The organism is Neobacillus sp. GCM10023253 (genome assembly GCF_042653105.1).
Lineage (GTDB): Bacteria > Bacillota > Bacilli > Bacillales > Cytobacillaceae > Neobacillus > Neobacillus citreus.
Window position 1 is genome coordinate 1 of the sequence record NZ_JBHSHV010000006.1, and the last position, 26,374, is coordinate 26,374.

Below are 26,374 nucleotides of genomic sequence, written 5' to 3' on the forward strand. Positions count from 1 at the left end.
GTATTAGCTCCGGTTTCCCGAAGTTATCCCAGTCTTACAGGCAGGTTGCCCACGTGTTACTCACCCGTCCGCCGCTAACCACCAGGAGCAAACTCCCAGTGATTCGCTCGACTTGCATGTATTAGGCACGCCGCCAGCGTTCGTCCTGAGCCAGGATCAAACTCTCCAATAAAGTTGAGTTGATTAGCTCAAAAATGTTACGTTGGCTCATGTTTTCTATATTATATAGAAGAAACATGATTATTATTGTTTGTTGACGTTTTTGTTTGTTTAGTTTTCAAAGAACTATCTTTGTCACTTGTTTAAGCGACAAGAATTTAATTATATCGCATTTCTACTAATCTATCAACCGTCATTTTCTTCCAATTCACGAAGTTAATGATTTATTTCAAAAGCGACATTTAATATATTAACACATACATTTTCACATCGCAAGAAAAAATTTTTAATTTCTTGAAACTATCTAAAAATGTATCATGTCTTCTGTCACTCGTGTAAGTGACGGATTTATAATATATCGCGAATTTCATTTATCATCAACCTGAAATTTTTACCAAATAATGAACGATGTATGTGTTAAGAAATTTAGAAATGAAATGGGCTTATGTTATATAAGAAGACTGTTGTAATTTTTGAGCTGTTCGGTCCAATTCATTTGCTCCCCTATTGGCCCAGTGCTATTATTTTTTCATACAAACATAAAAGGTGTGGTGTCCTTGGTTAATGAAATCATCTTAAATGATAATTCTATACGTATTGAAAAATATAAAGAAGAGCTTGAGAACGGTTTACATAAAATTGTTATTGAATTCAAAGTGACGAGTGAGGACTATCACGACACTACAGTGTTGCTGTATGAAGGGTCCTTTGATGTAAAAGTTCCTGAAACTGGTTTAGCGGTTAGAGGTACCATTCAACAATATTCCACTTCTGTCACGAACTTATATGAAAAAGGACAAGTAGCAATTTTTACATTGACTTTGCTCGAAGTGAAGAATTAAGAAAGAAGGCATGGTGCAGTGAAATTAAGCATATTAGATTTATCTCCCATCTCCTCCAACCAAACAGCAAAAGAGGCATTGGATGAATCATTGAAGCTAGCCCAAGCAGGAGATGAGTTAGGTTACACACGGTATTGGATTTCCGAACATCATGATTTGCCAGGTCTGGCCTGCTCGGCACCTGAAGTGATGATCAGTTATATTGGCGCCAACACCAAACGGATTCGCCTCGGTTCTGGGGCTGTATTATTACCGCATTATAAACCATATAAAGTGGCCGAGGTTTATAATATGCTGGCTACCCTATATCCAAATCGGATTGATATCGGCATTGGGCGTGCACCTGGCGGGTCAGCGGAGGCAACGAATGCTTTATCCGATAATTTTTTACAACAGGTTTGGAAATTGCCTGACTTAGTAAAAGAACTGCTTCACTTTTTAAAAAATGATTTTCCTGAAGATCACGAGTTTTCAAAACTAAAGGCCTCTCCCCTGCCGGAAGTGCCGCCGATGCCGTGGATTCTTGGTACAAGTAAAAAAAGTGCCCACCTTGCTGCTGAACATGGCTTGGCATATGCATTCGGCCAGTTCATGAGCGACAAAGACGGAGCAGACATCATCCAACAATATCTTGATGCCTTTCAACCTAACAAACATGGTCAATCCCCTCAGGTATTGTTAACTGTTTCAGTGGTTTGTGCGGAAACGGCCGAAAAAGCTGAAGAAATCGCATTAAGTAATCTAATCTGGGCATTACAGAAGGAAAAAGGCGAAGGGCAATTTGTGCCCTCTATCCAGGAAGCAAAGCAATACGAACTCAATGAAAAAGAACTAGAAAAATTAGCAGCGATGAAAAAGAGAATGATCATTGGCAATCCACTGGAGGTAAAAAAGAAACTTGAGCAGTTACAAGCTTCATATAATGCGGATGAAATTATGATTTTAACGATTACACATTCTCCGAAGGATCGCATTGAATCCTATAGACTTATCGCTGAAAAGGTGCTTTTATAACTATTTAATACGCATCTATTAAAACTTTGATACAAGAAAAGAGACCATCAATTCTGTGGTCTCTTGAACTTAAGTTACTATTTTTGTGTTTGCCCTGCTATTTTTCGTAATAATTGATTAAGAGAATTCAATTCCTCTTCAATTTCAGATAGTCGTTTTTCCAACGGGGCTATGTTTCCTTTTACATACTCTAATTTTTCAAGATTATGTTGCAGCTGTAAGTATTCGTCTTTCAACTCTAGAATTTTATACTCAATCTGTTTTTTATCCATTATTGGTTTCACTCTCCATAAGTCTTAAATCTTCTTTCTATGATTACAAATCCGATGTGTTTTCGCTACTATTCTGCCCAGTTGCTTTCATCCCCAAAAAAAGAACCGCCCGCAGGCGGCTGTACATGTAATAAACTACCTAGAAGTTGTAGCTAAAGTTGCTTCAGGTGTTGTTACCTTGTCATAGAAGTCAACGAATTGGTCACGCTCGTCACTATTTCGATAAGCCATTGCCACCCGTGGATGCTCATTAAGGACACCAGAGATCATATAAGGAATGATATAGCCCCATTCCCACTTTTCTCTCATTTCTAACATATGCTTTTCGATTACACCAAGTAACGGTTTAAGTTCATAGCTTGGTTTTTTTATGTAGCTGACAAGAAGCTCTGTATTGCAGTTCCCTGCCGCCCGTCCCATGCCGTAAACAGATGAATCCAGGAAGGTAACTCCATTTTGATGTGCTGTCAAGGTATTAGCAAATGCTAACTGCAAATTGTTATGCGTATGAATACCAAGCTGCTTGTTAGGAAGCATCGCTTGAAACTTTTTCACTTGATGTGCAATATCAGCCGGATCTAAGCTTCCAAAAGAATCCACGATATACACAACATCGACTGGACTTTCTTTGACCATTTCCATTGCTTCAATAAGCTTCTGTTCAGGCACACTGGATAAAGCCATAATATTGAGAGATGTCTCATATCCTAAATCATGGAACATTTGGACAAGCTCCAGCCCCTTGTCCACTTCACGGATATAGCAGGCTACCCGGATCATATCCAACACACTTTGCTCGCGAGGCAGGATATCGTTGGGATCGACTCGGCCAATATCTACTAATGCAGATAGCTTCGTAAATTTTTTCTCAGGAATGATTTCTTTCAGAAAATGATCATCTAGAAATCTCCATGGATTAGGTTCAGTTGCGTTCAGAAGCTTTGCGGAGTTTTTGTAGCCAATCTCCATATACTCAACGCCAGCCGCACTTAGTCCATTATACAAGTCCTGGACAAATTCGACACTGAAATCCCAATTGTTAACTAATCCCCCATCACGGATCGTACAATCTAAAATTTTGCTGCGATGTTCCATAATTTTAAATTCCCCCTGTGGTTATGCTCATTCGTCATAATTTGAATATATATACCATGAATCTTTTAAAGGTGTCAAACTTACATGTCAACCGTTTTGAAAATATTTGATAAAATTGGTTAAAGTATTTCTATATTATACTACTATCATTTTATCACTTGGCTCCAATACTTTGACGTCGCATTTGTCTATTTTTTTGTAATTCACTTTGTTTCCAAATGTATTTTTGCATATATAACCTAAGCACATCATTCATTGACTTTCCATTTTTTTCAACAGCATCTCTAAAACTTTGGATTATGTTTTCTGGTATTTCAAAATTTACTTCTACATTTTTGTTTCTGTGTTCCTGGCACATTTTATACCTCCTGACAGACCAATCTATCCATTTTTCCTGGGTAGTCACAAAGGGATGAATATTTAGAATATTTGTATAGAAACTATCATATCAGGTGAAAACGCGTACATTTTTATTAACTTTTCGACAAATTACGACATAATTAATGAATCAATGATGTGTGTAGACGATCTTAAAAGCCTAAATGAGGCATGAGAACCGTCCCCATGCCTCAAATTCTTCCGATATACTTTGGGTCTCTAATGATTCCTGGGTTACCGGGAACCCAGTTAGCTGGGACTCCTTCTCCGGTGCTTCTTCCGTATTGTACCCCTTGTATGATCCTTAGTATTTCGTAAACATTTCGGCCAACTTCTAATGGGTATACCAATTTGGACACAATTATTCCATCTGGGTCGATAATGACGGTTGCTCTTAAGGCTGCCCCAACTTTTTCATTTAGGACTCTGTATGCTTTACTGATTTGGTGTGTTCGGTCACTTAGAAGTGGAAATGATACCTGAGAGGCATTAGGAGATACCTCAGCGAAAACTTTATGGGCATATACACTGTCCGTGCTGATAGCAAGGACATTTGTATTAAGTGTCTTTAGTTGATCCTTAATAGCAGCGACCGCTGCCAATTCTGTCGGTCAAACAAAGGTAAAATCACTTGCATAAAAAAATAAAATAACCCAGCTTCCACGATAGCTTTCTAGACGAAGCTTTTTTATTTTCTTTTCTGCATGATCATAAGCTTCTGCTTCAAATAGGGGGGCCATATCTGTTGTCTGTGCACAAAATGGCTGCAAAGACCCATCAAAATGACCCTCTCGTCTGTTAAATTCCATTTTTTCACCTCAGATCATCACCTGAATCTTAATTTCTTGCTGGAGTTCATTTTTTAATAGCGTTACCATAAATAATATACGTTTAGGTATTTGTCCCATTGAGCCTATTTTGGATAGCCTTTCCATTTAACCACAACAATAATGTTGTAGATTTTTGTTGACAGAAAATCAGAACAAGTGTATCTTTACTTTTAATTAAATATTTTCGAATATTCTTATCAAGAGAGGTGGAGGGACTGGCCCTTTGAAGCCTCGGCAGCAGACACGTTCGTACTGTGCCAATTCCAGAAGCGAGTGCTTAAAGATAAGAAGAGATTAGCAATGGCTATTACCCCCCTCTTCTTATTTTTGAGAAGAGGGTTTTTTATTACACCGAGAAAGAAGGAATAATTAATGACAGCAACACTAGTAAAAACTCCATTCAAGGCTGACCATGTCGGCAGCTTTCTTCGAACAGAACCGGTTAAAGAAGCCAGAAAGGCTTTTGCCAATGGGGAAATTGATGCAGATGCCCTGAAGGCGGTTGAGGATCAAGAAATTGAGAAATTAGTTCAAAACCAAATTGAAGCAGGCTTAAAATCCGTTACAGATGGTGAGTTTAGACGTTCATGGTGGCATTTGGATTTCCTGGCTGGTTTGGAAGGTGTAGCATTTTTCGAAAATGAATATATCAGCAACTTCAAAGGCGCCCAAACAAGAAACAACGCCATTAAAGTAGTGGGCAAAGTTGACTTTAATGATCATTATATGCTGAAGCATTTCAAGTTTTTAAAGCAGGCAGTTGAAAAATATGGAGATGGCAGCCAAGTGGCGAAGTTCTCCATTCCAAGCCCGAATATGTTATTTACGAGAATTCAAGGCGATGAGTATTACAATGGCAACAGCGAACAACTTTATAAAGATACCGTAGCGGCCTATCAAAAAGCCATCCAGGCTTTCTATGATGCTGGCTGCCGTTACTTGCAATTAGACGACACATCTTGGATTGATTTTGTTTCTGAAGAGCGAATCAATGCAGTGGTTGAAAAAGTTGGCTTGGATGTACATGAAATCATCAAAACAAGAGTAAGTGCAATCAATGAAACCATTGCCGATAAGCCGGAAGATTTAACAATTACCATGCATATTTGCCGCGGCAACTTCAGATCCACCTACATCACAAGCGGCGGGTACGATCAAATTTCCGATGCCATTTTCGCTGAGCTAAATGTGGACGGGCTATTCCTAGAGTATGATGATCAGCGTTCTGGTGACTTCGAACCTTTAAAAGGCTTCAAGCGTCCTAACCTAACCGTTGTACTAGGACTATTCACTTCTAAATTCCCAGAACTCGAGGATCCAGAATCCATTAAGGCAAGAATTAAAGAAGCAAGTCAATTTATTCCTTTAGAAAACCTGGCAGTAAGCCCTCAATGCGGCTTTGCCAGCACAGAAGAAGGAAATATTTTAACGGAAGAAGAGCAGTGGAATAAGATTAAACATGTAGTGGCTATTGCTAAGGATGTTTGGGGAACCATTTAAACCGACTAGGAGAGGCCGCCTTCCATTTCTATGATGGAAGGCGGCCTTTTTCAATTTAATCGTTTCTGAAATTGGTTGTATGTTTCTACTTTTAAGAATTCCTAAATATTGAATAATCTGTTAACATAGAATGATAAAATCTTAGGTAACTAGATTGGATTTACATAACTGGAGGAAGGACTTACAATATGGGGGATTTCATACAAAAGGCAGAGGATCATCAAGCAGTGCTTTCTCGTTCTAAACGAGTATGGATGGCGATTGTTCTCGGTTCACTTGCAGCATTTGGCCCTTTATCCATTGATATGTATTTACCGGCCCTGCCAAATATCGCAAAAGATTTCCATACAAACGCATCTTCGGTTCAACTTAGCTTGTCGCTTTTCGTGCTCGGTTTAGCATCCGGACAATTGCTAACTGGGCCTATCAGTGATGTAACTGGCCGCCGAAAACCACTTTTGGTTGGCTTAATGATTTACTTTATCGTGTCCCTTTTATGCGTATTTAGCCCTTCCATTTGGGGGTTAATTATCTTGCGGCTTATCCAGGGGTTTGCTGGATCAGCTGGAATTGTGATTTCGAGGGCGATTGTCAGAGATTTATATTCAGGAACTGAATTAACCAAGTTTTTTGCACTCCTTGCATTGGTGAACGGGCTGGCCCCTATCCTTGCTCCGATTATTGGTGCTCAGCTGCTTAAGGCGTTTCCCTGGCAAGGTGTCTTTATTGTTTTAAGTATCATTGGAATCGTTATGTTTTTTATCATTCTTTTTGGATTGCCGGAAACGCTGCCTAAAGAAAAGCGTTCCGCTGGAGGCATGAAGAATACATTTAGCCCTTTTTTAAAACTAATCGTGGATCGAAGCTTTATGGGCTATGCTTTAGCGCAGGGCTTAGTCTTTGCTGGCATGTTCGCGTACATTTCAGGTTCTCCCTTTGTCGTACAGGATATTTATGGTGCATCCCCGCAAATGTTCAGTCTGATCTTTGCGATCAACGCTATCGGGATCATGATCATGAGTCAAACGACAGGCAGGTTGGCAGGGAGAATCCCTGAAGCTAAACTGTTCAAAGTTGGATTAGGAATGTCCGCAACAGGCGGGATCATTTTATTGCTGCTTTTATTTTTACAAGCAAAGCTAGTCTTCGTTTTGATTCCATTATTTTTCGTTGTATCCAGTGTAGGAATGGTAAATACAGCAGGATTCTCCCTAGCCATGCAAACACAAGGAAAAAATGCGGGTAGTGCTTCTGCCTTACTGGGTGTTACTTCATTTACCTTTGGTGGATTTGTCGCTCCCCTAGTTGGTATAGGCGGCGGGCAGACGGCTATTCCGATGGGCGTAGTGATTGTATGTGCCGGTTGTGGGGCAGTGTTATTGTATTGGATTCTAGTAAAGAGAAACCGAGTAAGTGGTTCAATTTAAACCCTCCTGAAAAATCCACCTTCCATTTGTAACGATGGAAGGTGGATTTTTTTCTATTTCCCCTCAAACCAGCGGCGAGCGTTTTCGACCATCATCAGGTTAATTTGTTCTTCCGTTACTCCACTCGCTTTTAATTCTGGTATAATCTCTTCAAGAACAAATGTCATTGTCCATTTCGGGAGCACATGCTCAATTAGTCCTTCAGGATACCAATCCATCGAGCAGCAATGATCCTGTGATAAAAACATGCGGTCTGCATATCCTAGCTTCGCGAGTTCAATAACGATTGTGTTTCTATTTTCAGTTGTACACTCAGCGGTTAAGCCATAACGGTCCATGCCGATATATACCCCATGGTCGAGCACCTTCAATATGTACTCCATGTTATCGGTATCTCCGGTATGCCCAATCAGAATCCGCTTCGGATCCACTCCCTCTTCAAGAAGGATGTCAATTTGATTTAAGCCGGTTCCGGTTCCCGGATGTGAATGAGTCATAATCGGTACACCTGTCCGCTTTTGAGCACGAGCAACGGCGCGAATAACCTTCTCAACATCAGGGGTGACCCCTTGTGCATCCGTGGCACATTTTAAGAATCCTGCTTTAATGGATGTGTTCTGAATTCCGACTTCAATATCGCGGACAAACAAATCAGCCATATAGTCGATATCACGATTTTGGAAATGAGGTGGGATATAGTGATAGGAGTAGATTCCTGTTGCCGCGATGATTTGAACCCCCGTTTCGCGGGAGACTCTCTCAATAAAGCGGATGTCACGGCCAAGCTCCATGACGGTTGGATCACAGATGGTTGTCACACCGAGTGCTTTCGCTTTGTTTACCTGTACCACTGCTCTAGCGAAGTCTTTCTCCTCATCATACAAATGGGGAAACTGCACGAATACAGACTCAGAGCGAATACGCATGTGCTCATGGATTAGTGTTAAACCCAGTTCGGCAGAATCAACTTGTCCTGTAACAGAATTAATAAGTGTCATTCCATACTCCCCTTTCATCCTCTGACCATTGAAATTTTTCTAAAAAAATAATCCATAACCTAAGTCTCGAGCACTACAAATGGTAACGTTTTCAAATCAGTCCAAAAATTTGCGTATCTGGTACTATAATCTTTGTAAAGATTTTAAAAGATTATGAATTATCTGATAGATATAGTACCAAGCTTCTTCCTACTACGTCAATTATTTTTTGTAAAAAATTCCAGAATCGTTAATAATCTTAAGGTATTATTTTTCTACGAAAAAAATTAACCCAATTACTAGAATATTCTGTTATTAATGTATTATTATTATAATTGTAACCGATTTCAACGGAAGTTTTTAAAAAATCTATTTGGTGGTGATTTGTTTAATGTTTACACGTCATTTTGAATTTTGGCCAGAACGGCTGCCGAAAACCTTACCGATTCCTGAATCAACCATTTACGACAACCTGGAAATGACGACAAAGCGTTATCCGAATAAGACGGCAATTGTTTATTACGGAACAGAAATCACCTATAAACAACTTCACTCAGAAGTAAACAAACTAGCAGGGTATCTGCAAAAGGTACTTGGAGTCGCAAAAGGCGACCGCGTGTTGCTGTACATGCAAAATTCACCACAGTATATCATCGCCTTTTACGCGATTTTACGGGCTGACGCTGTCGTGGTGCCAATTAATCCGATGAATGTGAAGGATGAAGTGGCATTTTATTTATCAGATTGTGATTCCAAAGTGGCGATTGCCGGACAAGAATTAATTCGGGAAATTGAGCCGTGTATTGGGTTCACTCCTCTTGAGCAGATTGTTGTTGCAGCCTATTCGGACTATGCCCAAACCGATTTGGACTATACGGTCCCTCCTGTCGTGGCTGCTCCAAAAGAATCATTTGACTCATTAGCAATAATAGATTGGGATGATGCATTAACAGCAGGCTTAGAAGCAAATCCTAGCCAGGCTGGATGCGATGATTTATGCTGCCTCCCTTATACTTCGGGGACGACTGGCAAACCAAAAGGCTGTATGCACACACATAAAACCTTGCAATCTACTCTTCTCGGTGGAATTGTATGGTCGCAGTCAACTCCTGCTGATATTGGGTTGTCAACGCTTCCCCTTTTCCATGTGACCGGCCTGCAGCATAACATGAATGGACCGATCTCTCTTGGTTCCACGATGGTAATGATGACACGCTGGGACCGGGATGTTGCCTTAAAATTGATCGATCGCTATCGGTGCACAAGATGGACGAACATTTCCACAATGGTCGTTGATTTATTGGCGCACCCAAATCTCAAAGACTATTCAATCGATTCCCTGAAGATGATTAGCGGCGGCGGTGCTCCCCTTCCGGAAGCAGTCGGCCAAAAGCTTTTAGAGCTGACAGGGCTTCGCTATGTAGAAGGCTACGGGCTAACAGAGACCATTTCACAAACGCATCAAAATCCAGTTGAAAGGCCGAAGATGCAGTGCTTAGGAGTGCCACAGTTTGATGTGGATTCTAGGGTGATTGATCCGGTCTCGTTAAAGGAGCAGGGTCCAAATGTACAGGGGGAAATCATTGTCAATGGTCCCCAAGTCTTAAAAGGCTACTGGAACAGACCTGAGGAAACCAAGAATTCCTTTGTAACGATTGAAGGGAAGGAATTTTTCAGAACAGGCGACATCGGCCGCTATGATGAAGAAGGCTATTTCTTCTTGGTTGACCGGGTCAAACGCATGATTAATGCCTCCGGTTTTAAAGTTTGGCCTGCGGAAGTGGAAAATACTTTGTATAAACATCCATCCGTGCAGAACGCCTGCGTCATCGGTGTTCCCGACCCAAGGCGCGGCGAGACCGTAAAGGCGTTTATCGTGCTGAACTCACAAGGAAAAGGAACTTCGGAAGAGGAAATTATCGCATGGTCCAAAGAGCACATGGCCGCCTATAAAGTTCCGAGAATTGTTCAATTTTTAGATGAACTGCCGATGTCAGGCAGCGGGAAAATCCTGTGGAGAAAGCTGCAGGAGATGGAAGAGGAGAAGGTGAAATAAGTTTTCTTGAAGGACTAATTTGCTTAACATGTCCTTAAAATAAGAAATGACGTATGAATTTTGAAGTGCCCCCCGTCAAGTAGACAGCGGAAATAATAAAACGACACTAAGCGGCGTTAGCCCTGTATTCTAAGGGGCTAAGGCCGTTTAATCTTTTTTGTAATCGGTCATTATTATAAAATTGTATGTACTCCTCAATGTCCTTCTTCAACTCTTCAAAGGTACTGTACTTGTTAAGATAATATTTTTCACTTTTCAATGTTCCCCAAAAAGCCTCCATGGGTCCATTATCAATGCACCTTCCGACTCTCGACATACTTTGAACCATTTCTGCTTTCTCTATTTTCCTTTTAAATGAAGGGGAGGTGTATTGAAATCCTCGATCACTATGGAATAGAGGTTTTGCTGCCGGGTTAGCATCCAAAGCCAAATCCAGGGTTCTAAACACCAATGGATTATTGTTGTGATTGCCTAATTACATAGCCTACAATGGACCCATCGTACAAATCTAAAATCGCACTCAAATAAGCCTTATTTGAGGCTCCATACTTCATTTCTGTCACATCAGTTAACCATTTTTCATTTGGCTTCTCTGCGTTAAATTCTCTGTTCAAAATGTTCTCAGCTACATGTTTTGGTGTACTTGGCTTATATTTTTTGCCCTTACGTCGAATGACCGATTGGATACCAGCGATTCTCATCAGTCGATACACTCGTTTATGATTAATAGTCTTCGTTAAGATACGGTTCAGGTTCATCGTCATACGGCGATACCCATATATACCGTCCACCTTATCATATAGACGTCTTATCTCCTCCAGAATTTCCTCATTTAACTTTTCATTCTCAGAGATGGTACGATTAAGCCATTTATAATAAGAAGAACGTTGAATTCTAGCAATCTCGCATAATAGCACAAGGGAAAATTTCTCTTTCTCATGGAGTTCCTGAATGGCTATATATTTATCGGTTAATCGAATTTGGCTTATGGACGTTTCTTTAAACGCCTCCTTTCGAGTTCCTCCAACTTTTTTAAGAATGCATTCTCCGCACGAAGTCGCTCATTTTCCTGCTCCAATCGCTTCATTTCTCGTTGGATCTTCTCTTCAGGGGTTAACTCCGGCTCCGCTTTACGCTTGCCTCGATTATCCTGAAGACCGTCTTCTCCTTCTTTTTCATACTTCTTAACCCATTGATATACCTGTTGATAGGAAACATTGAAGTGTTCCGATGCCTGATGATAATTTTTCTCGTTCTGCAAGCAGTACATAACGATTTCCAAACGTTCTTCTGGTGTGGTGGACCGACCTTTAATCATAGAGTTATTCATCCTTTTCGTATCTTTTAATTCTCTATGATCATTATAATTCCTTATCCATTGTTTCAAAAGGGAACGACTGGACATTTCATACTTCCGAACAACTTCATTCATTGAGTAGCTCCCCGATAGATAATCAAGGACTGCAGCTATTTTGACATTTTTGGAATACCGTTTCCATCCATTAGATCCCTGAAGCCCATCCATTCCATATGTCTGATATAGATAAATCCATTTATTTAATGTATCTTCAGTTATTTTGTGTTGTTGACAGAAAACTTGAACTGATGTTTTTCTGTCTTGATAAGTGATAATTAAATCTAATTTTTCTTGTGCAGAATAAGCACTTTTCGCCATAAAAAAACCCCCAATAAAAGTAAACAGATTTTTTATTATTTCATCTGTCTACTTTATCGGGAGCATATCATTTTGACATACGTCATTTTCTTGTTATATTGAACTGGTTTCTTTCCTCTTTATTAAATCCTTCACTTTCAGTATTGAATTTAATTTTTCAGAACTTAAAAGCATGACTGCAACAAACATAACTATAAAAATTGGGAAGATCCCTATTGTTGAACGAGATGCAATGAAACCAAGAAACGGCGGCACAAAGGTACTGCCTGTATAAGCAACTGCCATTTGATATCCCATAATCGTCTGAGAATGCGTCTTCCCAAAACGTGTTGGTGTTTCATGTAACATACACGGAAAGATTGGCGCCAATCCCAATCCAATCAATATAAAACCTACAAGCGAAAAAATCGTTGGCAATGGCAGGAAAAGAAATGCAGCACCGACTAATGCGATGATTTGCCCTATCCGAATAAGAGTAAGATTACTAATCTTAAAGGTAATAAAGCCTGTTATCAATCTACCAATCGTTATTCCTGCGTAATAGAAGGAAACCCATTGGGCAGCAGTGGCCGCACTTATCCCTTTGACATTTACCAAGTAACTGCTTCCCCAAAGACCCACTGATGCTTCAACCCCACAATAAAACAAAAAGGATGCAAGAGCCAATTTCACTCCTTTAATTTGTAAAGGTATTATATCATTACCATCTTCAGCAAAAGATGCATCTTCGCAATCTTCATTTACTGCAATATTGCTGTTTTTTGTCACTCTATTCCATAAAGGCAATGTTAGGAAAAGGATGATCACTAACGCAAACTGAATAGCAGAAATTGTGAAATATCCGTTTCTCCAAGAATTTTGCCCCGAAATAGACTGAGCCATTATGATTGGGCCAAGAGTGGCTCCGACTCCCCAAAAACAATGCAGCCAACTCATATGGTGTGCCTTATAATGTGTTGCCACATAGTCGTTTAATCCTGCATCAACGGCTCCTGCCCCTAATCCAAGTGGTATGGCACATACCACTATCCAAACAACCGATGGTGCAAAATGAAAACCCAGCAAAGCACAAGCTGTCATGAAAACACTGACAAATGTGACCTTGCCAGTCCCAAACCGTTTCAGTACCTTTCCACTTACTAAACTGGAAATAATCGTACCGCCAGCAATCGTCATAAAAAGAAATCCGGCTGTATCAAGGCGTGCCCCTAAATCTGATTGCATTACTGGCCACGCTGCCCCTAACAATGAGTCAGGTAAACCTAAACTAATAAATGCCAAGTATATAATAATTAAAAGGAATGTTGTCATTTTTAAACCTCTTTTATTGTGTTCAACTGAACTTTAATTGCTTGTCCCATTCAACATGAGATCAAGTCCAAGACTTTGTAATCCAAATAAGTAATCCTGCTTCCAATCACCTATGGTCAGCTCCGGGAGATGTTCTGAAGGGAAATATTTTAAGCTACCGATGGCGATTTTTTTTATTATTTCTTTTTGCATTTCATCACCGCAAAAAATGACGGTATGGGGGTTAATAATAGCTACAAATGATGCCATTAATCTGCAAATCGCATCTATCTTATCATCCTCATAGAATGCTAGTTTCTTAGCCCCACTACCACTTGCCAGTGCTTGTCCGAAATTTCGCTCATCATACAGCGGGACGAATGAAACCTCTCCTGTAAAAAATGTACTTCCCCGCACCACATCTCCATTGATCATAATTCCTGCCCCTGGGCCATTTTGGCCAGAATACAAATAAATAAGCGATTGCTTGGACTTCATTCCTCTAGTATTGTGATAACCGAGAACAGCAGCATTCATATCATTCTCTACTACAACAGGTATAGAAAAATGTTCTTCATAGTATCCTTTTAAATCAAAATTTTGAAACTGCTCGTATCCTGGAATATAAAAGATTCGTCCACGATCAACCGAACCAGGAACGCCAATTGCAAGAGAACTGATTTTGGGATATTTCGTAATAATGTTTTCAATGCGCTCAGTTAATAAATTTAAACCATCGTCTATTAATACACTAGGAGCTTTTCCTTGTTCCTTTACTTCTCCTAAGCAATTAAAAATTGTATAATTCGTTTCTGTTCTCTCTAAAAAGATGGCAAGGCCTAATGTGTACTCAGGATTGTATGTAAATCTCTTTGCCCTTCTCCCCCCGCTAGAATCATCCAAACCGACGGAGAAGAGTTCCCCATCCTTCTCCATCTGCGTTAGAAACTTAGCGATTGTCGGAAGGCTAATATCTAATTTTTGGCTAAGCTCAAGTTTTGTTGCACTTCCAAGTTCTAAAAGAGTTGAACGAATGCCCCGAAAGATAATCTTCTTCATAGATTTCGGAGTAGCTAATAATTCATTCATTGAATTCACCACCTAAGATTACTTTTTAAAATACTTTTTAAAGTTATTTAATAAGTTATGGATACTATATCATATAAGATTTTTGAAAACAATGGAATTTATAAATGCAGGTTTTGCTACTATCGTCCCTTAACAAAATAAAAAACCTTCACGGAATATGAGAAGGTTTTATTAATAAACGGTTGTTATTTTATTATAAGAATCTAGTTTTGTATTATGATTCACTGCTTACAAGCTGTTTCATTTCGTTTAACTTGGCAGACAGCTCCATAAACCACTCTTCATCACCTGTAGACAATGCCAGGTCTATTAGGAATCTAGTTTGCTCCTTATTTGTGGCTGTTGAGACAGGCAGTTTCTTCACCCGCTTGCTTAAAATAGGAATGGTTTTCCCAATGGTCTCCGTATTGTCACTTCTAATGACCGTTACTTTAACCACTCCTTCTAGAATATCCATTGATTCTATAAAACCAAGGATTAATTCACCATCCCATGAAGTTCCCTTAATCCAATCACCTGTTTTTAAACTAGAACGATCGTTCGGTACCATAACTGGTCACCTCCAAATTATTTAGTGTTATTGTATGAAGTTGCACCCATTTAGGATACGTAATCTGTAATATTTTTTATTACATTTAAAACAAAAAGAAGACTTGAGAAAATCAGCAATCGCAGCCTTTGCATTGATTAATAAGATCGACGATTTCCTTTATAGTATAGTCCTTTAAATACTCCCCAAGATGTTCTTCAGCACCTAAAAATATTTTAAAAAGGACGGTATGCATATTAGCACCAACAATACACTTTTCATTGGAATCAGGACACTTTGGCTGCAATGCACCTTCAGAGGTGATCTTATAGATATCCCAGAGAGTAACTTCACTTAATTCCAATGCAAAAATAAATCCGCCGCCAATTCCCTCTTTTGATTTTATAAATCCATTTTTTTTCAACAAACTTAGGACTTTACGAATCCGAACCGGGTGGACACCGGCACTTTCTGAAATGGCTTCACTTGTTGACATTCGGTCAGGCTGTAGTGCGAGATATGTTAGACTGTGTATGGCAAGTGTGAAATCGCTGTTCATAACCTGGCCTCCTCAAAAAAATGCAAATCTTTCTATTTCTATGTCTTATTGTAAATAAATTATTGTACTGTAATAGTAAACGTTACAGATTAGCTTGTCAAATTTAAACATTCCACTGTTTTTTAACTTGTTCTTCTGCTAACTTTTTAATTCTGTCCCATTTCATTTCTTTTTCCACAATAACATTGGTATGATAATTTCTATCTTTATAATGAACTGTTACGAAAACTTCAATCATCTTATTCTTCCTCCATTCTATTGATTTGCCGCTTTTTGCAATTCCATGCTCAAAAATGAACGAACCCTGCGCGGCAGAAAGCTGCGAATTTCTTCCTCGTTATATCCAACCTGTAATCGTTTTTCATCCAATATAATTGGCCGACGCAGCATTTTCGGGTTTTCAATTATTAATTTATAAAATTCATTGAGCGGAAGCGTATCAAGATCTATATTTAACTCCTGGAATATCTTTGAATTAGTTGAAATGATTTCGCTGGTCCCCTCTTCAGTTAAACGAAGAATCGACTTAATTTCATCTACGGAAAGCGGCTGAGCCAATACGTTTCTTTCTTTATATTCAATCTGATGCTCATCAAACCAAGCCTTTGCTTTACGGCAAGAAGTACAACTCGGTGTCGTAAACAATGTCACCATACCACTAATCACTCCTTTAATAAAAAAATGTAATAAAAATCCTTACAGTTTATACTGTAATATTAATATTTACAGTTGATTTTGTCAACCATATTATGATGCATGGGGACGGTTCTTATGCATCATTTTTTTAAGATACAGGGCTAAGCTTCTTATGCATCAGTCATTTTTGAGGCACGAGAACCGTCCCCATGCCTCTAAATACTATAAAATTCTTGTGTGTTTTCCAAAACTCGTTCCGATACTTCTGTTTCCGTGAGTTTTTTGATTTTTGCCAGCATGGAGATTGAATCCTTCATCATGACGGGGTTTGTTATTTTGCCTAAAAAAGGACCTTCGAATGGCCATGGACCGTCTGTTTCGACCATCATTTGCTCTATCGGGTAAACCTGGGCTATCCTTTGAATTTTTTCTTTATAGACGATTTCCGGTGTAACGGAAATAAAATAACCATTTTCAATCATTCTCTCTATCGTTTTATCGTCCCCTTTGAACCAATGAAAATGTGCCTTTTCGACTGAATGTTTTTCTAAAAGATCGCAAACAATTGGAGCATCGCCATAAACGGCATGCAAAACAATCGGTTTTTCCCAATTCTTGGCCAGCTCCACGAAGATTTCAAGGAGCTCAATATATTGACCAGACTGTGCACTGGACACCCTTTGCTCCTGCCTTAAATAGTACGGCAACCCCACCTCGCCGACAGCAATCATTTCCGCCCGATGCAGTGTCATCCAGTCAATCAGGCTGCTAAATTCAGCTTCGCTTGGCAGTCCTTGCTCCGGATGAAATCCAAATACAGGCTTCACTTTTTGATATTTTCTTGATAATTGTAGGTTTCTCTTGCATGATTCAAGATCATATGACACGGCTAGGACGGCTTCAAGCCATTCCGCGCCAGCGAGAATAGAGTCAATTTCATTATTTTTATATTTATCTAAATGGATGTGGGCATCAATCAATTTCATTCGTTATCACACTTCCTGGAAAGGATTTGGCTCATCATAAACTTTCGTCAATTAGGAACAATGTTTTTCCAATCGAATCATGAATGACATATGCTCCCGCTCCACGATCATAAGGTGTACCGCCTTTATTAATAATAATCAGCGGTACGCCCTTTCTCCTGTACTGTGGAAAGGTTGAAAAAGGCGTCACTTGAAGACTTGTGCCCAATACCAAAATGCAATCCGCCTGTTCAATAAGTTGGAGGATAGCATTAAATCCTTCTACTGAAAACCATTCACCTGTATCTCCGAATAAAACAACATCAGGCTTGATATAGCGGTCTTTTTCACTCTTTGTTTCGCAATCGCTGCATACAAAAAAATCCTCCGATGTTTCAAAACGATTAACCATTTCCGAAGAAGGATAGATTTTTCCACAATTCAAACAAGATGCGGTTTTCATCGTACCGTGAAACTCGATGACGTTTTCGCTGCCTGCTTTCTGATGAAGGCCATCGATGTTCTGCGTAATAATGTACTGTACTTTGCCTTGTCCCTCCCATTTTGCCAGTATTTCGTGGCCTTTGTTTGGGATGGCATCCGGATGATATAGATTTTCAAATGCAAACTGATAAAAATCTCTCGGTTTTTTATAAAAATAATCAAGTGAAAGGATATATTCGGGGGCCAGTTGGTAAACGCCTGTTTTGGAGCGAAAATCCTTAATCCCCGATTCCGTGCTGATACCCGCGCCGCTCAGGACGACAATGTTTCGGGCTTCCCTAAGGAGGTTAGTACAGGTTTCTACGGTGCTTTCCATTTCAGTTAAACCTCACTTTCAGTAATTGAGAAAAGTGTTCTTGTAATTATTATCATTATAATACAAAGTTTTCATCTCTTCCTTTCTAATTATCTGAAAATAAACACAATAATCCGCCATATTTCCTATAAAATAAACTTACAAATAAGAAAAGTGAGACTATTTTTCTATTTTCAACACTGTTCACAGATAGTAATTTAGTCACTTTTTTAAATCTAATCTGAATAGTAAAATAAATACCAGAAATAAATGTTAACGTTAACATTTATTGCAATAGAAATTTTAAAAACTATTATTATTACCTCTTGTTATGAAATGTTAACGTTAAAATAATAAAAAGGATGGTGCAGCGAGACTAAAAAAATTAGGATACCAAGGAATGAAAACGTTTTTATCCATCGAACAGTAATACCCAACAATGCAAGTATTTGTGACAGCAAAAAATGTAAGCAGTTTCAATTTAATCTACTAAAAATCAGGAGGGTATTCTATGAAATTTGGTAAAAAAACCTATCTAACTGGCGCACTGGGCCTTGCTCTAGGGTGTTCCGTGATTGCCCCATTTGGTGCATTTGCAGCAACAACTCCAGCAAAATCAAATGCTCAAGTTTCTGTTGACAAACAAGCACCAACAGCTCCTATTAATGTTTATGCGTATGCAACAACCTATAAGTCTGTTAGCCTAATCTGGGATAGATCTACCGACAATACTGGAATAGCAGCTTATGATGTCTATGTAAATGGTAAATTGGCCGGAAGTTCAACACCAAATGAATATGGAATTGCCATGTCAAACTTTACCGTTAAAGACTTGAAACCAGATACAATGTATAGTTTCAAAGTTGTAGCGAGAGATGCTGCAGGTAATCATTCAAACGAAAGCGCTCACGTTAATATTAGAACGGATGTGTTAGGTAAAGTATTCAATGTGAAAGATTTCGGGGCTGTTGGAGACGGTGAAACAAAAGATACCGCAGCCATTCAAGCAGCCATTGATGCAGCTTCCGCAAGTCCTAACAGCGTGGTTATCCTTCCTGCAGGAACCTATTATTCTGCTCCGCTAAGTTTAAAAAGCAATATGACATTTGAAATTCAAAAAGATGCAACGCTTCTTGGAAGTCGTGACAAAGATGACTATCCAGTGATCCAAGACCGCTGGGAAGGGACTACATTCAATTCTTATCAAAGCTTGATTGCATCCCAAGGTGCTAAAAATTTGAAAGTCATCGGTGAAGGAACAGTTGATGGAAATGCAGGTCCTATCAAAGCAATGCCTGCGAACGGAATCGATGAGTTCGGTTTTCCATACAAAAAAGTAACCCTTGATGGAAAATATGACTATAACAACGGAAAATATGACCCGAACGCGGAAGGTAAGGAAACTGTATACTTTAATATGGGATTGTGGTGGGATAATCCAAAAGCGACTAATCCAGCAACGCAAACTGCTCGCCCAAGATTGGTTCAATTCAAAGACTCGGAGAATGTACTTCTTCAAGGTCTAAAGATTACAAATTCCCCATCTTGGACAATCCAGCCTTTATACAGCAACAATGTGGTTATTGATAGTGTATACGTTGAAAATCCAGCTGTCCCAGTTGATGCACCAAACACAGACGGTGTCGACCCAGACTCTGTTGATGGGTTAAAGATTTATGGTTCGACCTTTAATGTTGGTGATGATGCGATTGCGATTAAATCTGGTAAAGATGCTGAAGGCCGACAAATTGGCAGACCAAGTCAAAACATCGAAATCCGTAACAACATCATGAAGCATGGGCATGGCGGCGTTACAATCGGCAGTGAAATGTCCGGCGGCATTAAAAATGTTGTAGCAAGAGATGATATTTTTGACGGAACTGACATTGGTATTCGCATGAAAACTCTTCGCGGACGTGGCGGTACCATTGAAAATCTAACATTTGATAACATCATGATGAAAGATATTGCAGGTGATGTATTTAATATTAACTCTAACTATACATCTAACGGTACTCCACTGCCATTTACTGGTGTAATTGATGAAACAACACCTTACATTAAAAATATTACAATCAAAAATATTATCGCTGAAGGTGCCCAAGAAGCTTCCTTCTTCCAAGGACTATATGAAAGCCCTGTTGATGGCCTAACATTGGAGAACGTCACAGTGCATGCTGACAAACCATTGTATTTCCAATATGTTAGAAATATTACAATGAAAAATGTCAACATCAATGACGGTAATACGTTCCAGGCTGGCAGCATCTATCAAAATCTTATAGTTGATGGGAAGTCACTTCCAGATACTGATTGGCCAGTAGATCTATCAAAAAAATAAGAATTATGTAAAAAACTAGCATCTGTAGCAACTAACTGATGCTAGTTTTTTATTTTAAATTTTTTGATGATAAATCTCCCTCTTCTCCCCTACTATCTTTTTCGAATAATTCATTCCACCTGTTAAGAACCACTTGTATATGCAAAGAATCCTAAACATTTTTGGATAGATATTCCTATGTTTCGAAATATTGGTTCGATTGTGACACTAAAATAGGTATCATGTCATAATTGATTATTTTCTGAAATTTTGTTCATCAAACTAAAAAGAAATGTAACGCTATCGTTCTGTAAATTAAATACCATCCAATGGTAGAGTAATATAAAGCAAAAAATTCAGGAGGTAGCACACATGAAAAAAACATACATAAAAACATTAATTGTAGCTTGTGTAGCTACAAGTTCTTTCATAGGAATAAGTAAAAGTGCCGAGGCTATTACCGAAGACCGTGTCGTAACAGAAAATATACCTATAAGCCTTGAGCAAAAATATGGTGGTATTACCGAGAATGATCAGCAAGACAATACTAGCAATTACAATCAGATTGATACAGAAGAAATTATGCAACAGCCCGAGAAAACAAAAGAAGTAGCCCTCCACTCTACAAAACCCGAAATAGGAATCACTAGGCAAATGCCTGAAAAACAACCAGAACCACCGGCTATTTCCATTTCAAATAATGAGAAAGACCTTTTTGCCAGATTAGTAGAAGCAGAAGCAAAAGGCGAATCCTATCAAGGAAAAGTAGCCGTTGCGACTGTCGTATTAAACCGAGTAGAATCACCTCATTTCCCGAAAACGGTGACAGGCGTTATTAATCAAGTAGTTGGACATGCCTATGCCTTTTCACCCGTTCAAAATGGTGAGATTAAGAAGCCAGCATCAGATGAGTCCAGACAAGCAGTCGAAGAGGCATTGACCAGAAAAGATCGGTTAAACGATTCTGTTTATTTTTATAATCCTGCTATTGCCACGGATAAATGGATTCGTACTCGTCCAGTAGTAATGACAATTGGCCATCACGTATTTGCTAAATAATTTAAAATCGTTAGTCGTTGGAATCCACCAAATCGGTAAACTTTTGGTGGGTTTTCACTATCATGAATACTTGTTACATTCCCACCTTTTATTAAGGGAAGTTAACAGTCTTTTTACAAATTGATTAACCTTCCTAGTTTCGACAAATTTTAAAAAATCACCTGCTATAATGACATTGTATTGAAGAGATTTGAAACCAAAGCCCGAATTAAAGGAGTAGAGTAGGAATCATGGCAGAGATTTTAGTTGGTTTAGGTACATATCTATCAGTTTTTCTTGCACTGGGTTGGCTTATTTCAATCGCTTTTAACCTATTTATTAAATAACAACGGGCTAATAACAGTAATGAATTCTCCAGCTACTGATTTAAAATGTATTTAATAGAGGTGAAATGAATGACGGAAATATATTCACCTAGTGATGTACAGAAATTGCTTGAAATAGATGCTAGTACCTTAAGGAAATACGCCACTCTCCTCGAAGGTAATGGGTATCTTGTTCATCGTAATAATAGAGGTCATCGAATCTATTTTGATAAGGATGTTCATACATTCCGTAAATTAATGGAATTCAGCAAACAAGAGGGTATGACAATGGAACATTCAGCAGAAGCTGTGATGAAATGGGTTTCTGAAGAAAAAAATACAGACATTGTTACGGAAATAGAACCCATACAGAATACTAGCGGCCAAGTTGTTGAGCACAATTGCAACCATGAAGAATTAATGGAACGTATTGAACATTTAGAGCAAATAAACTTGGATTTAATCAAACTCTTGAAGGAAAAGGCTGTACGGGAAGCCTGCCAAGAAGAAAAAATTAATCAAATTTTACGGCATGTAGAATATTTAAATAAACTAGAAGTTGAACGCATTAGAAGCATAGAAAAGGAAATTGCTACTGCCACTCAGAAGAAATGGTGGAATTGGTTTACATGGAAAAAAAGCTAAACCCAATTAATGTTAGGGTTTAGCTTTTTTTGATGTGTCCGTATGTAATAGCCCACACAATTTCACTAATTATGGCTGCTGCGTTCCCGCCCTGACCCTTTCTTAGTTGCCTTGTTGGACTATGACTCCGCAGGTAGGACTCGAACCTACGACCGATCGGTTAACAGCCGATAGCTCTACCACTGAGCTACTGCGGAATAATATTTCTGGTGCGGGTGAAGGGAGTCGAACCCCCACGCCCGAAGGCGCCAGATCCTAAGTCTGGTGCGTCTGCCAATTCCGCCACACCCGCATGATGTTTTAAATAATCTTATTTGAATGGCAGAGAAGAAGGGATTTGAACCCTCGCGCCGGTTACCCGACCTACACCCTTAGCAGGGGCGCCTCTTCAGCCGCTTGAGTACTTCTCTGTAGTAATAACTTACAAAACAAATATATCATCTTTTAAAATTGGGAGCCAGCTGTAAATTTTGGTAATCTAAAACAACTAACTCCCCTGCGATGAAGACATTCTCAAGTAATATTCAATCTGGCTGTCCTCATGACTCCGCAAAAAGAGACTCCATTAAATTTAGTTATTTTAAAATCGATAAAAAATGTTCTTTTATAAGTGGAATGACCTTATCGGGAGTCTGAACATGAATAAAATGCCCTGTTTCAGGAATGATATGTACCCCTGCGTGCGGGAATTGTTGGTCACGGGTCTGATAAGCAAAATCAGTTGAAATGTAAGGATCATTTTCACCCCATAGAATCGTAACAGGATTCTTTATGGCAGCAAGATTCAAATACGGTTCCGTTAATTGTGGATTGGCAGAGCGATATAATTCTAAAATTACGTTCCTTTTCTCAGCCGATTCAAAAATTGCAAAGAAGTCTTCCAATATCCCTTCTTCTACAGACGGAATCTCCTTTTTCATCCCTGCCATCCATGATTCCTTATTGGCCATGGCTTCCATTACTTTTTCACCATAACCAGGCGTTCTCCATTTTTGGGCGAGTGGGTGCCACGTATATCCAGGCAACAAAACTGTGTCGGTTATAATCAAGCTTTCCACTTTATCCGGATTGTCACATGCCCATCTTAATCCAATCATTCCACCCCAGTCATGGACGATAAGATGGATTTTTTCTAATTCTAGTGCTTGCATGAAATCATTGATAAACGTAACATAATTTTCCCAAGTAGACTCGTATGGAAAACGGTCACTCTGACCAAATCCCGGAAGGTCCGGTGCAATCGCCCGAAATCCTAATGCAGCAATTTCAGGGATAATATGTTTCCAGAGCATGCTGGATTCTGGAACGCCGTGAATTAGCAAAACGGGCGGGGCAGTTTTGCCGCCCTCATCAATATAAGAAATCTTTTGATCATTTATGGTTAGTGTCTTTTTCGTAATCATTCTGTACCTCCGATTGTTTCTAATGTAAGGATTTTACATTCTCACAGTAATTCGACAAAAAAAGGTAAAATCCTTTCCTTTTCCGTTAAAAAGAAAAGGATGCCTCAGCTTTATGAGACATCCTTCTCTTCAATGATATAATTGGTCTTTTTCCATGTGATTCCAAAAAATCTATTTCCCACAGCATTTTTTATATTTTTTCCCGCTTCCACAAGGACATGGATCGTTGCGCCCTACCTTCGTTTCGTTCCGAATTGGCTCATGTTTACCCAACGTTCTTTGCTTACTGGCATTTCTAAAGTCCATTTCCCTTTCAAGGGCAACTTTTTTCCAGACTTCTAATTCAGGATGCTTCTCGCCTAAAATAGAATAGTAACTATAAACTGTCTGCTCTATATCCACTAAGTTTGAGGTATACTCGTTTTTCATATGGCGGCTGATTTCAGGAAGTGCCTCTCTAGAGAAATGATGACTAATGGATTCAATAAGAATATCTTGGTCACCGATTTCTTCTGCAGCATCGTAGGCCTCTCGTAAAACCTGAAGGGCGAAGCCAGTTTTAATATTTTCAACAACGGAAGCTGCAAAAATAATCGAATCCTCTCTATATAAATATGGCGCGACTTCCTTCACCACGTCATCCGATTGAAACTGAATTAACGCAGCAGCGACCTCTTCAAGCAACATATCTTCATCGCGTCCCAACAAGCCTGTCAGCAGAGGTATATATTTTTCTATTTTTAACAAGCCAATCATATAAATCGTTAGAATTCCATGAAAAGAAAACCATTGTTCTTCCATTTCCTCGCGAAGTATAATGTCGATTTCCCGTTCCGTCACCCAGCCGTTTTCCACTATACAGGCAGCTAATATTTTGCCCTTTATGTATAAATTGTTCTGATATGGATTTGCTTGGTCAAGATCACTTAAGATGCCTCCATATTCCATATAAACTTCTTCTTCCGTCCCATTTGCAGTTAACTCATAAATGGCCCACATATCCTTGGGGATATATTTTTCCAAGGATTCCCTATATGTAAGAGCAAGTTCAGGTTCAATTTTCAAAAGCAGGTTAATTGCTAAATGAACCTTGGACTTGTCCATGCTGGGAATATTTTCAATCAAGACCTTGACTGCTTCCTCATTAATCGTCTGATTATCTAGATAGATTAAAATCGAGGATTGCTTTTCTTTGTTTCTAAAAGCTTCTTGCAGTAATTGCACCGTCCACTCTTCAGGGACATATGGATAATCGTGCAACGCGTAAACGACCGTTTCCTGAATTAAAATATCGTCACTAGTTAAATGTGGTTTTATTTTTTCTAAAAATGTCATGCTAAACTCCCTCTGAGTTTGTTTTTTTCTAACAACTTGGTAAATGAAAATTACGAAAAGCTTTTCCCATTTAAATAATAATCTGACTCAGAAAACACACTAAAGGCGATTTCTACATCTGGAATTCCCAGACTATGTACATGCCTGGTTGTGATGGTTGCAAATTCATCTTGAACTTTTTGGCCCCGATCGAACCACTTCACTTCAATAAACGGAAAACCTGGCACTTCTTCTCCATTAAATACAAAAATCGAATCCACAATTTCAAAAGTGAAATTATCAGTTTCACACTCGCAGAGTTCAGCCAATTCCTTTACCAAAGGTGAACTAATTTTTTTGACTTGCTCTACACTTACTCCTTTAAAAATTAATTGTGGCACTTTTAATTCCCTCCTCAAAAAGTTAATATCCGGAAGATCTTTCCGATATTTTACCATAAAAAAATCCTCGACGAACCTATTTGATTTTTTCTAAGCGCACCTGCCATCCGCTCGCGAATAAGATAAGTGAAAAAGGGCGGAGAGAAATGCCAATCATATTACCCTTAGATGTCAAACCGTATATATATAGGAGCGGTCCCAAAAAGGAAGTTATTTATCCACAAGTGGTTAACCACCGCAACCAACAGCTGGAAAGATCCATCAATCAGGCCATTGTGCAACAAACCCAAAAGCTGGTTGACACTCAGGTTGGGGATATGCCCTCCACTGTCTGTGAAATGCTAGGAACTTTTGAAATGAAAAACAACCAGCGCAATGTATTGAGCTTAAACCTCACGAATTATACGTATCATGAACATGCTGCACACGGAATGACCTATATCAAATCCCTCACCTTCGACCTTCAAAAAGAAACACTGGTACAACTCAAAGACCTGTTCAAACCTGGAAGTAATTATATCAAAAGGCTCACAACCCTTATTCAGGAGCAAATCAAAAAACGGGATATTTTCCTTCTTGGCGATTTCACCAGCATAAAGCCTGATCAGGACTTTTACATCGCTGACAAAGCACTCGTCATCTACTTCCAGCTTTATGACATTACCCCATATGCTTTTGGATTTCCATTGTTTCCAATATCGGTATATGAGCTTCAGGATATTTTAGATGAAAGCGGCCCGCTTGGACGGATGGCAGAAAATAATTAATACCAATAAAGAAGCCGATTACAGTTGAAGCTGGTGTAATCGGCCAGTGCTGTAACAATACCTGTTTT

General features: G+C 39.1%; 25 protein-coding genes, 3 tRNA genes, 1 rRNA gene, 1 other RNA gene, 1 pseudogene and 1 riboswitch. Of the genes and pseudogenes, 9 read left to right on the forward strand and 22 right to left on the reverse strand.

The genetic code is table 11. The features are described from left to right. Positions 1-172 (reverse strand): 16S ribosomal RNA (locus tag ACFPA1_RS07445); the annotation flags it as partial. A 544-nt stretch (positions 173-716) separates the two neighbouring features. Here ACFPA1_RS07445 and ACFPA1_RS07450 point away from each other — a divergent pair. Further along, the gene (locus ACFPA1_RS07450; protein ID WP_378581895.1) at positions 717-1,001 is read left to right on the forward strand and encodes a DUF3219 family protein; all 285 of its coding nucleotides are present in this window, start codon (positions 717-719) and stop codon (positions 999-1,001) included. A gap of 18 nt (positions 1,002-1,019) precedes the next feature. Beyond that, on the forward strand, positions 1,020-2,015 hold the full coding sequence (locus ACFPA1_RS07455; RefSeq protein ID WP_213146024.1) for an LLM class flavin-dependent oxidoreductase: 996 nt from the start codon (positions 1,020-1,022) through the stop codon (positions 2,013-2,015). Between the two features lie 77 nt (positions 2,016-2,092). On the opposite strand, the gene ACFPA1_RS07460 is transcribed toward ACFPA1_RS07455, so the two are convergent. The 4 genes from ACFPA1_RS07460 to ACFPA1_RS07475 form a co-directional block, all read right to left on the reverse strand. Then, positions 2,093-2,287 carry an SE1832 family protein gene (locus ACFPA1_RS07460; protein ID WP_213146023.1) on the reverse strand — a complete coding sequence of 65 codons (195 nt, stop codon included), beginning with the start codon at positions 2,285-2,287 and terminating at the stop codon, positions 2,093-2,095. Positions 2,288-2,422: 135 nt separating this feature from the next. Next, positions 2,423-3,382 (reverse strand): aldolase catalytic domain-containing protein, encoded by a 960-nt coding sequence (locus ACFPA1_RS07465; protein ID WP_213146022.1) that lies wholly within the window; start codon positions 3,380-3,382, stop codon positions 2,423-2,425. Between the two features lie 154 nt (positions 3,383-3,536). Beyond that, positions 3,537-3,740 (reverse strand): hypothetical protein, encoded by a 204-nt coding sequence (locus ACFPA1_RS07470; protein WP_378581896.1) that lies wholly within the window; start codon positions 3,738-3,740, stop codon positions 3,537-3,539. A gap of 211 nt (positions 3,741-3,951) precedes the next feature. After that, complete coding sequence (locus ACFPA1_RS07475; protein ID WP_378581897.1) at positions 3,952-4,569, reverse strand: peroxiredoxin; 618 nt, start codon at positions 4,567-4,569, stop codon at positions 3,952-3,954. A gap of 212 nt (positions 4,570-4,781) precedes the next feature. Next, positions 4,782-4,880: riboswitch (SAM riboswitch) on the forward strand. Positions 4,881-4,962: 82 nt separating this feature from the next. On the opposite strand from ACFPA1_RS07475, the gene ACFPA1_RS07480 reads away from it, so the two are divergent. Next, positions 4,963-6,090 (forward strand): 5-methyltetrahydropteroyltriglutamate--homocysteine S-methyltransferase, encoded by a 1,128-nt coding sequence (locus ACFPA1_RS07480; RefSeq protein ID WP_378581898.1) that lies wholly within the window; start codon positions 4,963-4,965, stop codon positions 6,088-6,090. 188 nt (positions 6,091-6,278) lie between these two features. Further along, positions 6,279-7,517, forward strand: a complete 1,239-nt coding sequence (locus tag ACFPA1_RS07485; RefSeq protein ID WP_213146017.1) for a multidrug effflux MFS transporter — start codon at positions 6,279-6,281, stop codon at positions 7,515-7,517. Between the two features lie 53 nt (positions 7,518-7,570). On the opposite strand, the gene ACFPA1_RS07490 is transcribed toward ACFPA1_RS07485, so the two are convergent. Further along, a complete protein-coding gene (locus ACFPA1_RS07490; RefSeq protein WP_378581899.1) occupies positions 7,571-8,515 on the reverse strand; it encodes a phosphotriesterase-related protein in 945 nt (314 codons plus the stop codon). 370 nt (positions 8,516-8,885) lie between these two features. On the opposite strand from ACFPA1_RS07490, the gene ACFPA1_RS07495 reads away from it, so the two are divergent. After that, entirely contained in the window at positions 8,886-10,550 is a 1,665-nt protein-coding gene (locus ACFPA1_RS07495) for a long-chain fatty acid--CoA ligase (RefSeq protein WP_378581900.1), read from the forward strand. A 106-nt stretch (positions 10,551-10,656) separates the two neighbouring features. On the opposite strand, the pseudogene ACFPA1_RS07500 reads toward ACFPA1_RS07495, so the two are convergent. From ACFPA1_RS07500 to ACFPA1_RS07540, 9 genes and pseudogenes are all read right to left on the reverse strand, one after another. Beyond that, positions 10,657-12,225 (reverse strand): annotated as a pseudogene (locus ACFPA1_RS07500) (IS3 family transposase). A 93-nt stretch (positions 12,226-12,318) separates the two neighbouring features. Then, positions 12,319-13,536 carry an MFS transporter gene (locus ACFPA1_RS07505; RefSeq protein ID WP_378581901.1) on the reverse strand — a complete coding sequence of 406 codons (1,218 nt, stop codon included), beginning with the start codon at positions 13,534-13,536 and terminating at the stop codon, positions 12,319-12,321. Positions 13,537-13,569: 33 nt separating this feature from the next. Continuing rightward, a complete protein-coding gene (locus tag ACFPA1_RS07510; RefSeq protein WP_378581902.1) occupies positions 13,570-14,604 on the reverse strand; it encodes an ROK family protein in 1,035 nt (344 codons plus the stop codon). A gap of 214 nt (positions 14,605-14,818) precedes the next feature. After that, positions 14,819-15,154, reverse strand: coding sequence for an IDEAL domain-containing protein (locus ACFPA1_RS07515; protein ID WP_378581903.1), 336 nt, complete (start codon positions 15,152-15,154; stop codon positions 14,819-14,821). A gap of 112 nt (positions 15,155-15,266) precedes the next feature. Beyond that, a complete protein-coding gene (locus ACFPA1_RS07520) occupies positions 15,267-15,692 on the reverse strand; it encodes an RrF2 family transcriptional regulator (protein ID WP_213146011.1) in 426 nt (141 codons plus the stop codon). A 103-nt stretch (positions 15,693-15,795) separates the two neighbouring features. After that, positions 15,796-15,930, reverse strand: a complete 135-nt coding sequence (locus tag ACFPA1_RS07525; protein ID WP_378581904.1) for a BA3454 family stress response protein — start codon at positions 15,928-15,930, stop codon at positions 15,796-15,798. 17 nt (positions 15,931-15,947) lie between these two features. Continuing rightward, a complete protein-coding gene (gene spxA, locus ACFPA1_RS07530) occupies positions 15,948-16,346 on the reverse strand; it encodes a transcriptional regulator SpxA (protein ID WP_378581905.1) in 399 nt (132 codons plus the stop codon). 197 nt (positions 16,347-16,543) lie between these two features. Further along, complete coding sequence (locus ACFPA1_RS07535) at positions 16,544-17,314, reverse strand: TatD family hydrolase (RefSeq protein ID WP_378581906.1); 771 nt, start codon at positions 17,312-17,314, stop codon at positions 16,544-16,546. A 34-nt stretch (positions 17,315-17,348) separates the two neighbouring features. Beyond that, positions 17,349-18,113 (reverse strand): NAD-dependent protein deacylase, encoded by a 765-nt coding sequence (locus tag ACFPA1_RS07540; RefSeq protein WP_378581907.1) that lies wholly within the window; start codon positions 18,111-18,113, stop codon positions 17,349-17,351. A gap of 550 nt (positions 18,114-18,663) precedes the next feature. Between ACFPA1_RS07540 and ACFPA1_RS07545 the strand changes: the two genes are divergently transcribed. The 3 genes from ACFPA1_RS07545 (at position 18,664) to ACFPA1_RS07555 (ending at position 22,421) form a co-directional block, all read left to right on the forward strand. After that, complete coding sequence (locus ACFPA1_RS07545) at positions 18,664-20,433, forward strand: glycosyl hydrolase family 28 protein (RefSeq protein WP_378581908.1); 1,770 nt, start codon at positions 18,664-18,666, stop codon at positions 20,431-20,433. A gap of 351 nt (positions 20,434-20,784) precedes the next feature. Further along, a complete protein-coding gene (locus ACFPA1_RS07550) occupies positions 20,785-21,471 on the forward strand; it encodes a cell wall hydrolase (RefSeq protein WP_378581909.1) in 687 nt (228 codons plus the stop codon). A 395-nt stretch (positions 21,472-21,866) separates the two neighbouring features. Continuing rightward, a complete protein-coding gene (locus tag ACFPA1_RS07555; RefSeq protein WP_378581910.1) occupies positions 21,867-22,421 on the forward strand; it encodes a MerR family transcriptional regulator in 555 nt (184 codons plus the stop codon). A 41-nt stretch (positions 22,422-22,462) separates the two neighbouring features. Here the strand turns inward: ACFPA1_RS07555 and ffs are convergent. From ffs to ACFPA1_RS07590, 7 genes are all read right to left on the reverse strand, one after another. Next, an RNA gene (gene ffs, locus ACFPA1_RS07560) (signal recognition particle sRNA small type) lies at positions 22,463-22,547 on the reverse strand. Then, a tRNA-Asn gene (locus ACFPA1_RS07565) sits at positions 22,547-22,618 on the reverse strand. Before ACFPA1_RS07565 ends, ffs begins: the two co-directional genes overlap by 1 nt. A gap of 10 nt (positions 22,619-22,628) precedes the next feature. Next, a tRNA-Leu gene (locus ACFPA1_RS07570) sits at positions 22,629-22,713 on the reverse strand. Positions 22,714-22,740: 27 nt separating this feature from the next. Next, a tRNA-Ser gene (locus ACFPA1_RS07575) sits at positions 22,741-22,831 on the reverse strand. Positions 22,832-22,996: 165 nt separating this feature from the next. Next, complete coding sequence (locus ACFPA1_RS07580) at positions 22,997-23,824, reverse strand: alpha/beta fold hydrolase (protein ID WP_378581911.1); 828 nt, start codon at positions 23,822-23,824, stop codon at positions 22,997-22,999. Between the two features lie 171 nt (positions 23,825-23,995). After that, positions 23,996-25,159 carry a YecA family protein gene (locus ACFPA1_RS07585; protein ID WP_213146002.1) on the reverse strand — a complete coding sequence of 388 codons (1,164 nt, stop codon included), beginning with the start codon at positions 25,157-25,159 and terminating at the stop codon, positions 23,996-23,998. A gap of 50 nt (positions 25,160-25,209) precedes the next feature. Then, on the reverse strand, positions 25,210-25,539 hold the full coding sequence (locus tag ACFPA1_RS07590; RefSeq protein WP_213146001.1) for a DUF1904 family protein: 330 nt from the start codon (positions 25,537-25,539) through the stop codon (positions 25,210-25,212). Between the two features lie 146 nt (positions 25,540-25,685). Between ACFPA1_RS07590 and ACFPA1_RS07595 the strand changes: the two genes are divergently transcribed. After that, on the forward strand, positions 25,686-26,306 hold the full coding sequence (locus ACFPA1_RS07595; RefSeq protein WP_213146000.1) for a DUF3298 and DUF4163 domain-containing protein: 621 nt from the start codon (positions 25,686-25,688) through the stop codon (positions 26,304-26,306). Positions 26,307-26,374: the final 68 nt, after the last annotated feature.

Excerpts from the sequence above, each read along its gene's own strand:
- spxA (WP_378581905.1), bottom strand. The coding sequence starts at position 16,346 with ATGGTGACATTGTTTACGACACCGAGTTGTACTTCTTGCCGTAAAGCA.
- ACFPA1_RS07595 (WP_213146000.1), top strand. The coding sequence starts at position 25,686 with ATGCCAATCATATTACCCTTAGATGTCAAACCGTATATATATAGGAGC.
- ACFPA1_RS07555 (WP_378581910.1), top strand. The coding sequence starts at position 21,867 with ATGACGGAAATATATTCACCTAGTGATGTACAGAAATTGCTTGAAATA.
- ACFPA1_RS07550 (WP_378581909.1), top strand. The coding sequence starts at position 20,785 with ATGAAAAAAACATACATAAAAACATTAATTGTAGCTTGTGTAGCTACA.
- ACFPA1_RS07465 (WP_213146022.1), bottom strand. The coding sequence starts at position 3,382 with ATGGAACATCGCAGCAAAATTTTAGATTGTACGATCCGTGATGGGGGA.
- ACFPA1_RS07585 (WP_213146002.1), bottom strand. The coding sequence starts at position 25,159 with ATGACATTTTTAGAAAAAATAAAACCACATTTAACTAGTGACGATATT.
- ACFPA1_RS07525 (WP_378581904.1), bottom strand. The coding sequence starts at position 15,930 with ATGATTGAAGTTTTCGTAACAGTTCATTATAAAGATAGAAATTATCAT.
- ACFPA1_RS07535 (WP_378581906.1), bottom strand. The coding sequence starts at position 17,314 with ATGAAATTGATTGATGCCCACATCCATTTAGATAAATATAAAAATAAT.
- ACFPA1_RS07520 (WP_213146011.1), bottom strand. The coding sequence starts at position 15,692 with ATGAACAGCGATTTCACACTTGCCATACACAGTCTAACATATCTCGCA.
- ACFPA1_RS07515 (WP_378581903.1), bottom strand. The coding sequence starts at position 15,154 with ATGGTACCGAACGATCGTTCTAGTTTAAAAACAGGTGATTGGATTAAG.
- ACFPA1_RS07460 (WP_213146023.1), bottom strand. The coding sequence starts at position 2,287 with ATGGATAAAAAACAGATTGAGTATAAAATTCTAGAGTTGAAAGACGAA.
- ACFPA1_RS07505 (WP_378581901.1), bottom strand. The coding sequence starts at position 13,536 with ATGACAACATTCCTTTTAATTATTATATACTTGGCATTTATTAGTTTA.
- ACFPA1_RS07480 (WP_378581898.1), top strand. The coding sequence starts at position 4,963 with ATGACAGCAACACTAGTAAAAACTCCATTCAAGGCTGACCATGTCGGC.
- ACFPA1_RS07490 (WP_378581899.1), bottom strand. The coding sequence starts at position 8,515 with ATGACACTTATTAATTCTGTTACAGGACAAGTTGATTCTGCCGAACTG.
- ACFPA1_RS07510 (WP_378581902.1), bottom strand. The coding sequence starts at position 14,604 with ATGAATGAATTATTAGCTACTCCGAAATCTATGAAGAAGATTATCTTT.
- ACFPA1_RS07470 (WP_378581896.1), bottom strand. The coding sequence starts at position 3,740 with ATGTGCCAGGAACACAGAAACAAAAATGTAGAAGTAAATTTTGAAATA.
- ACFPA1_RS07485 (WP_213146017.1), top strand. The coding sequence starts at position 6,279 with ATGGGGGATTTCATACAAAAGGCAGAGGATCATCAAGCAGTGCTTTCT.
- ACFPA1_RS07540 (WP_378581907.1), bottom strand. The coding sequence starts at position 18,113 with ATGGAAAGCACCGTAGAAACCTGTACTAACCTCCTTAGGGAAGCCCGA.
- ACFPA1_RS07580 (WP_378581911.1), bottom strand. The coding sequence starts at position 23,824 with ATGATTACGAAAAAGACACTAACCATAAATGATCAAAAGATTTCTTAT.
- ACFPA1_RS07495 (WP_378581900.1), top strand. The coding sequence starts at position 8,886 with ATGTTTACACGTCATTTTGAATTTTGGCCAGAACGGCTGCCGAAAACC.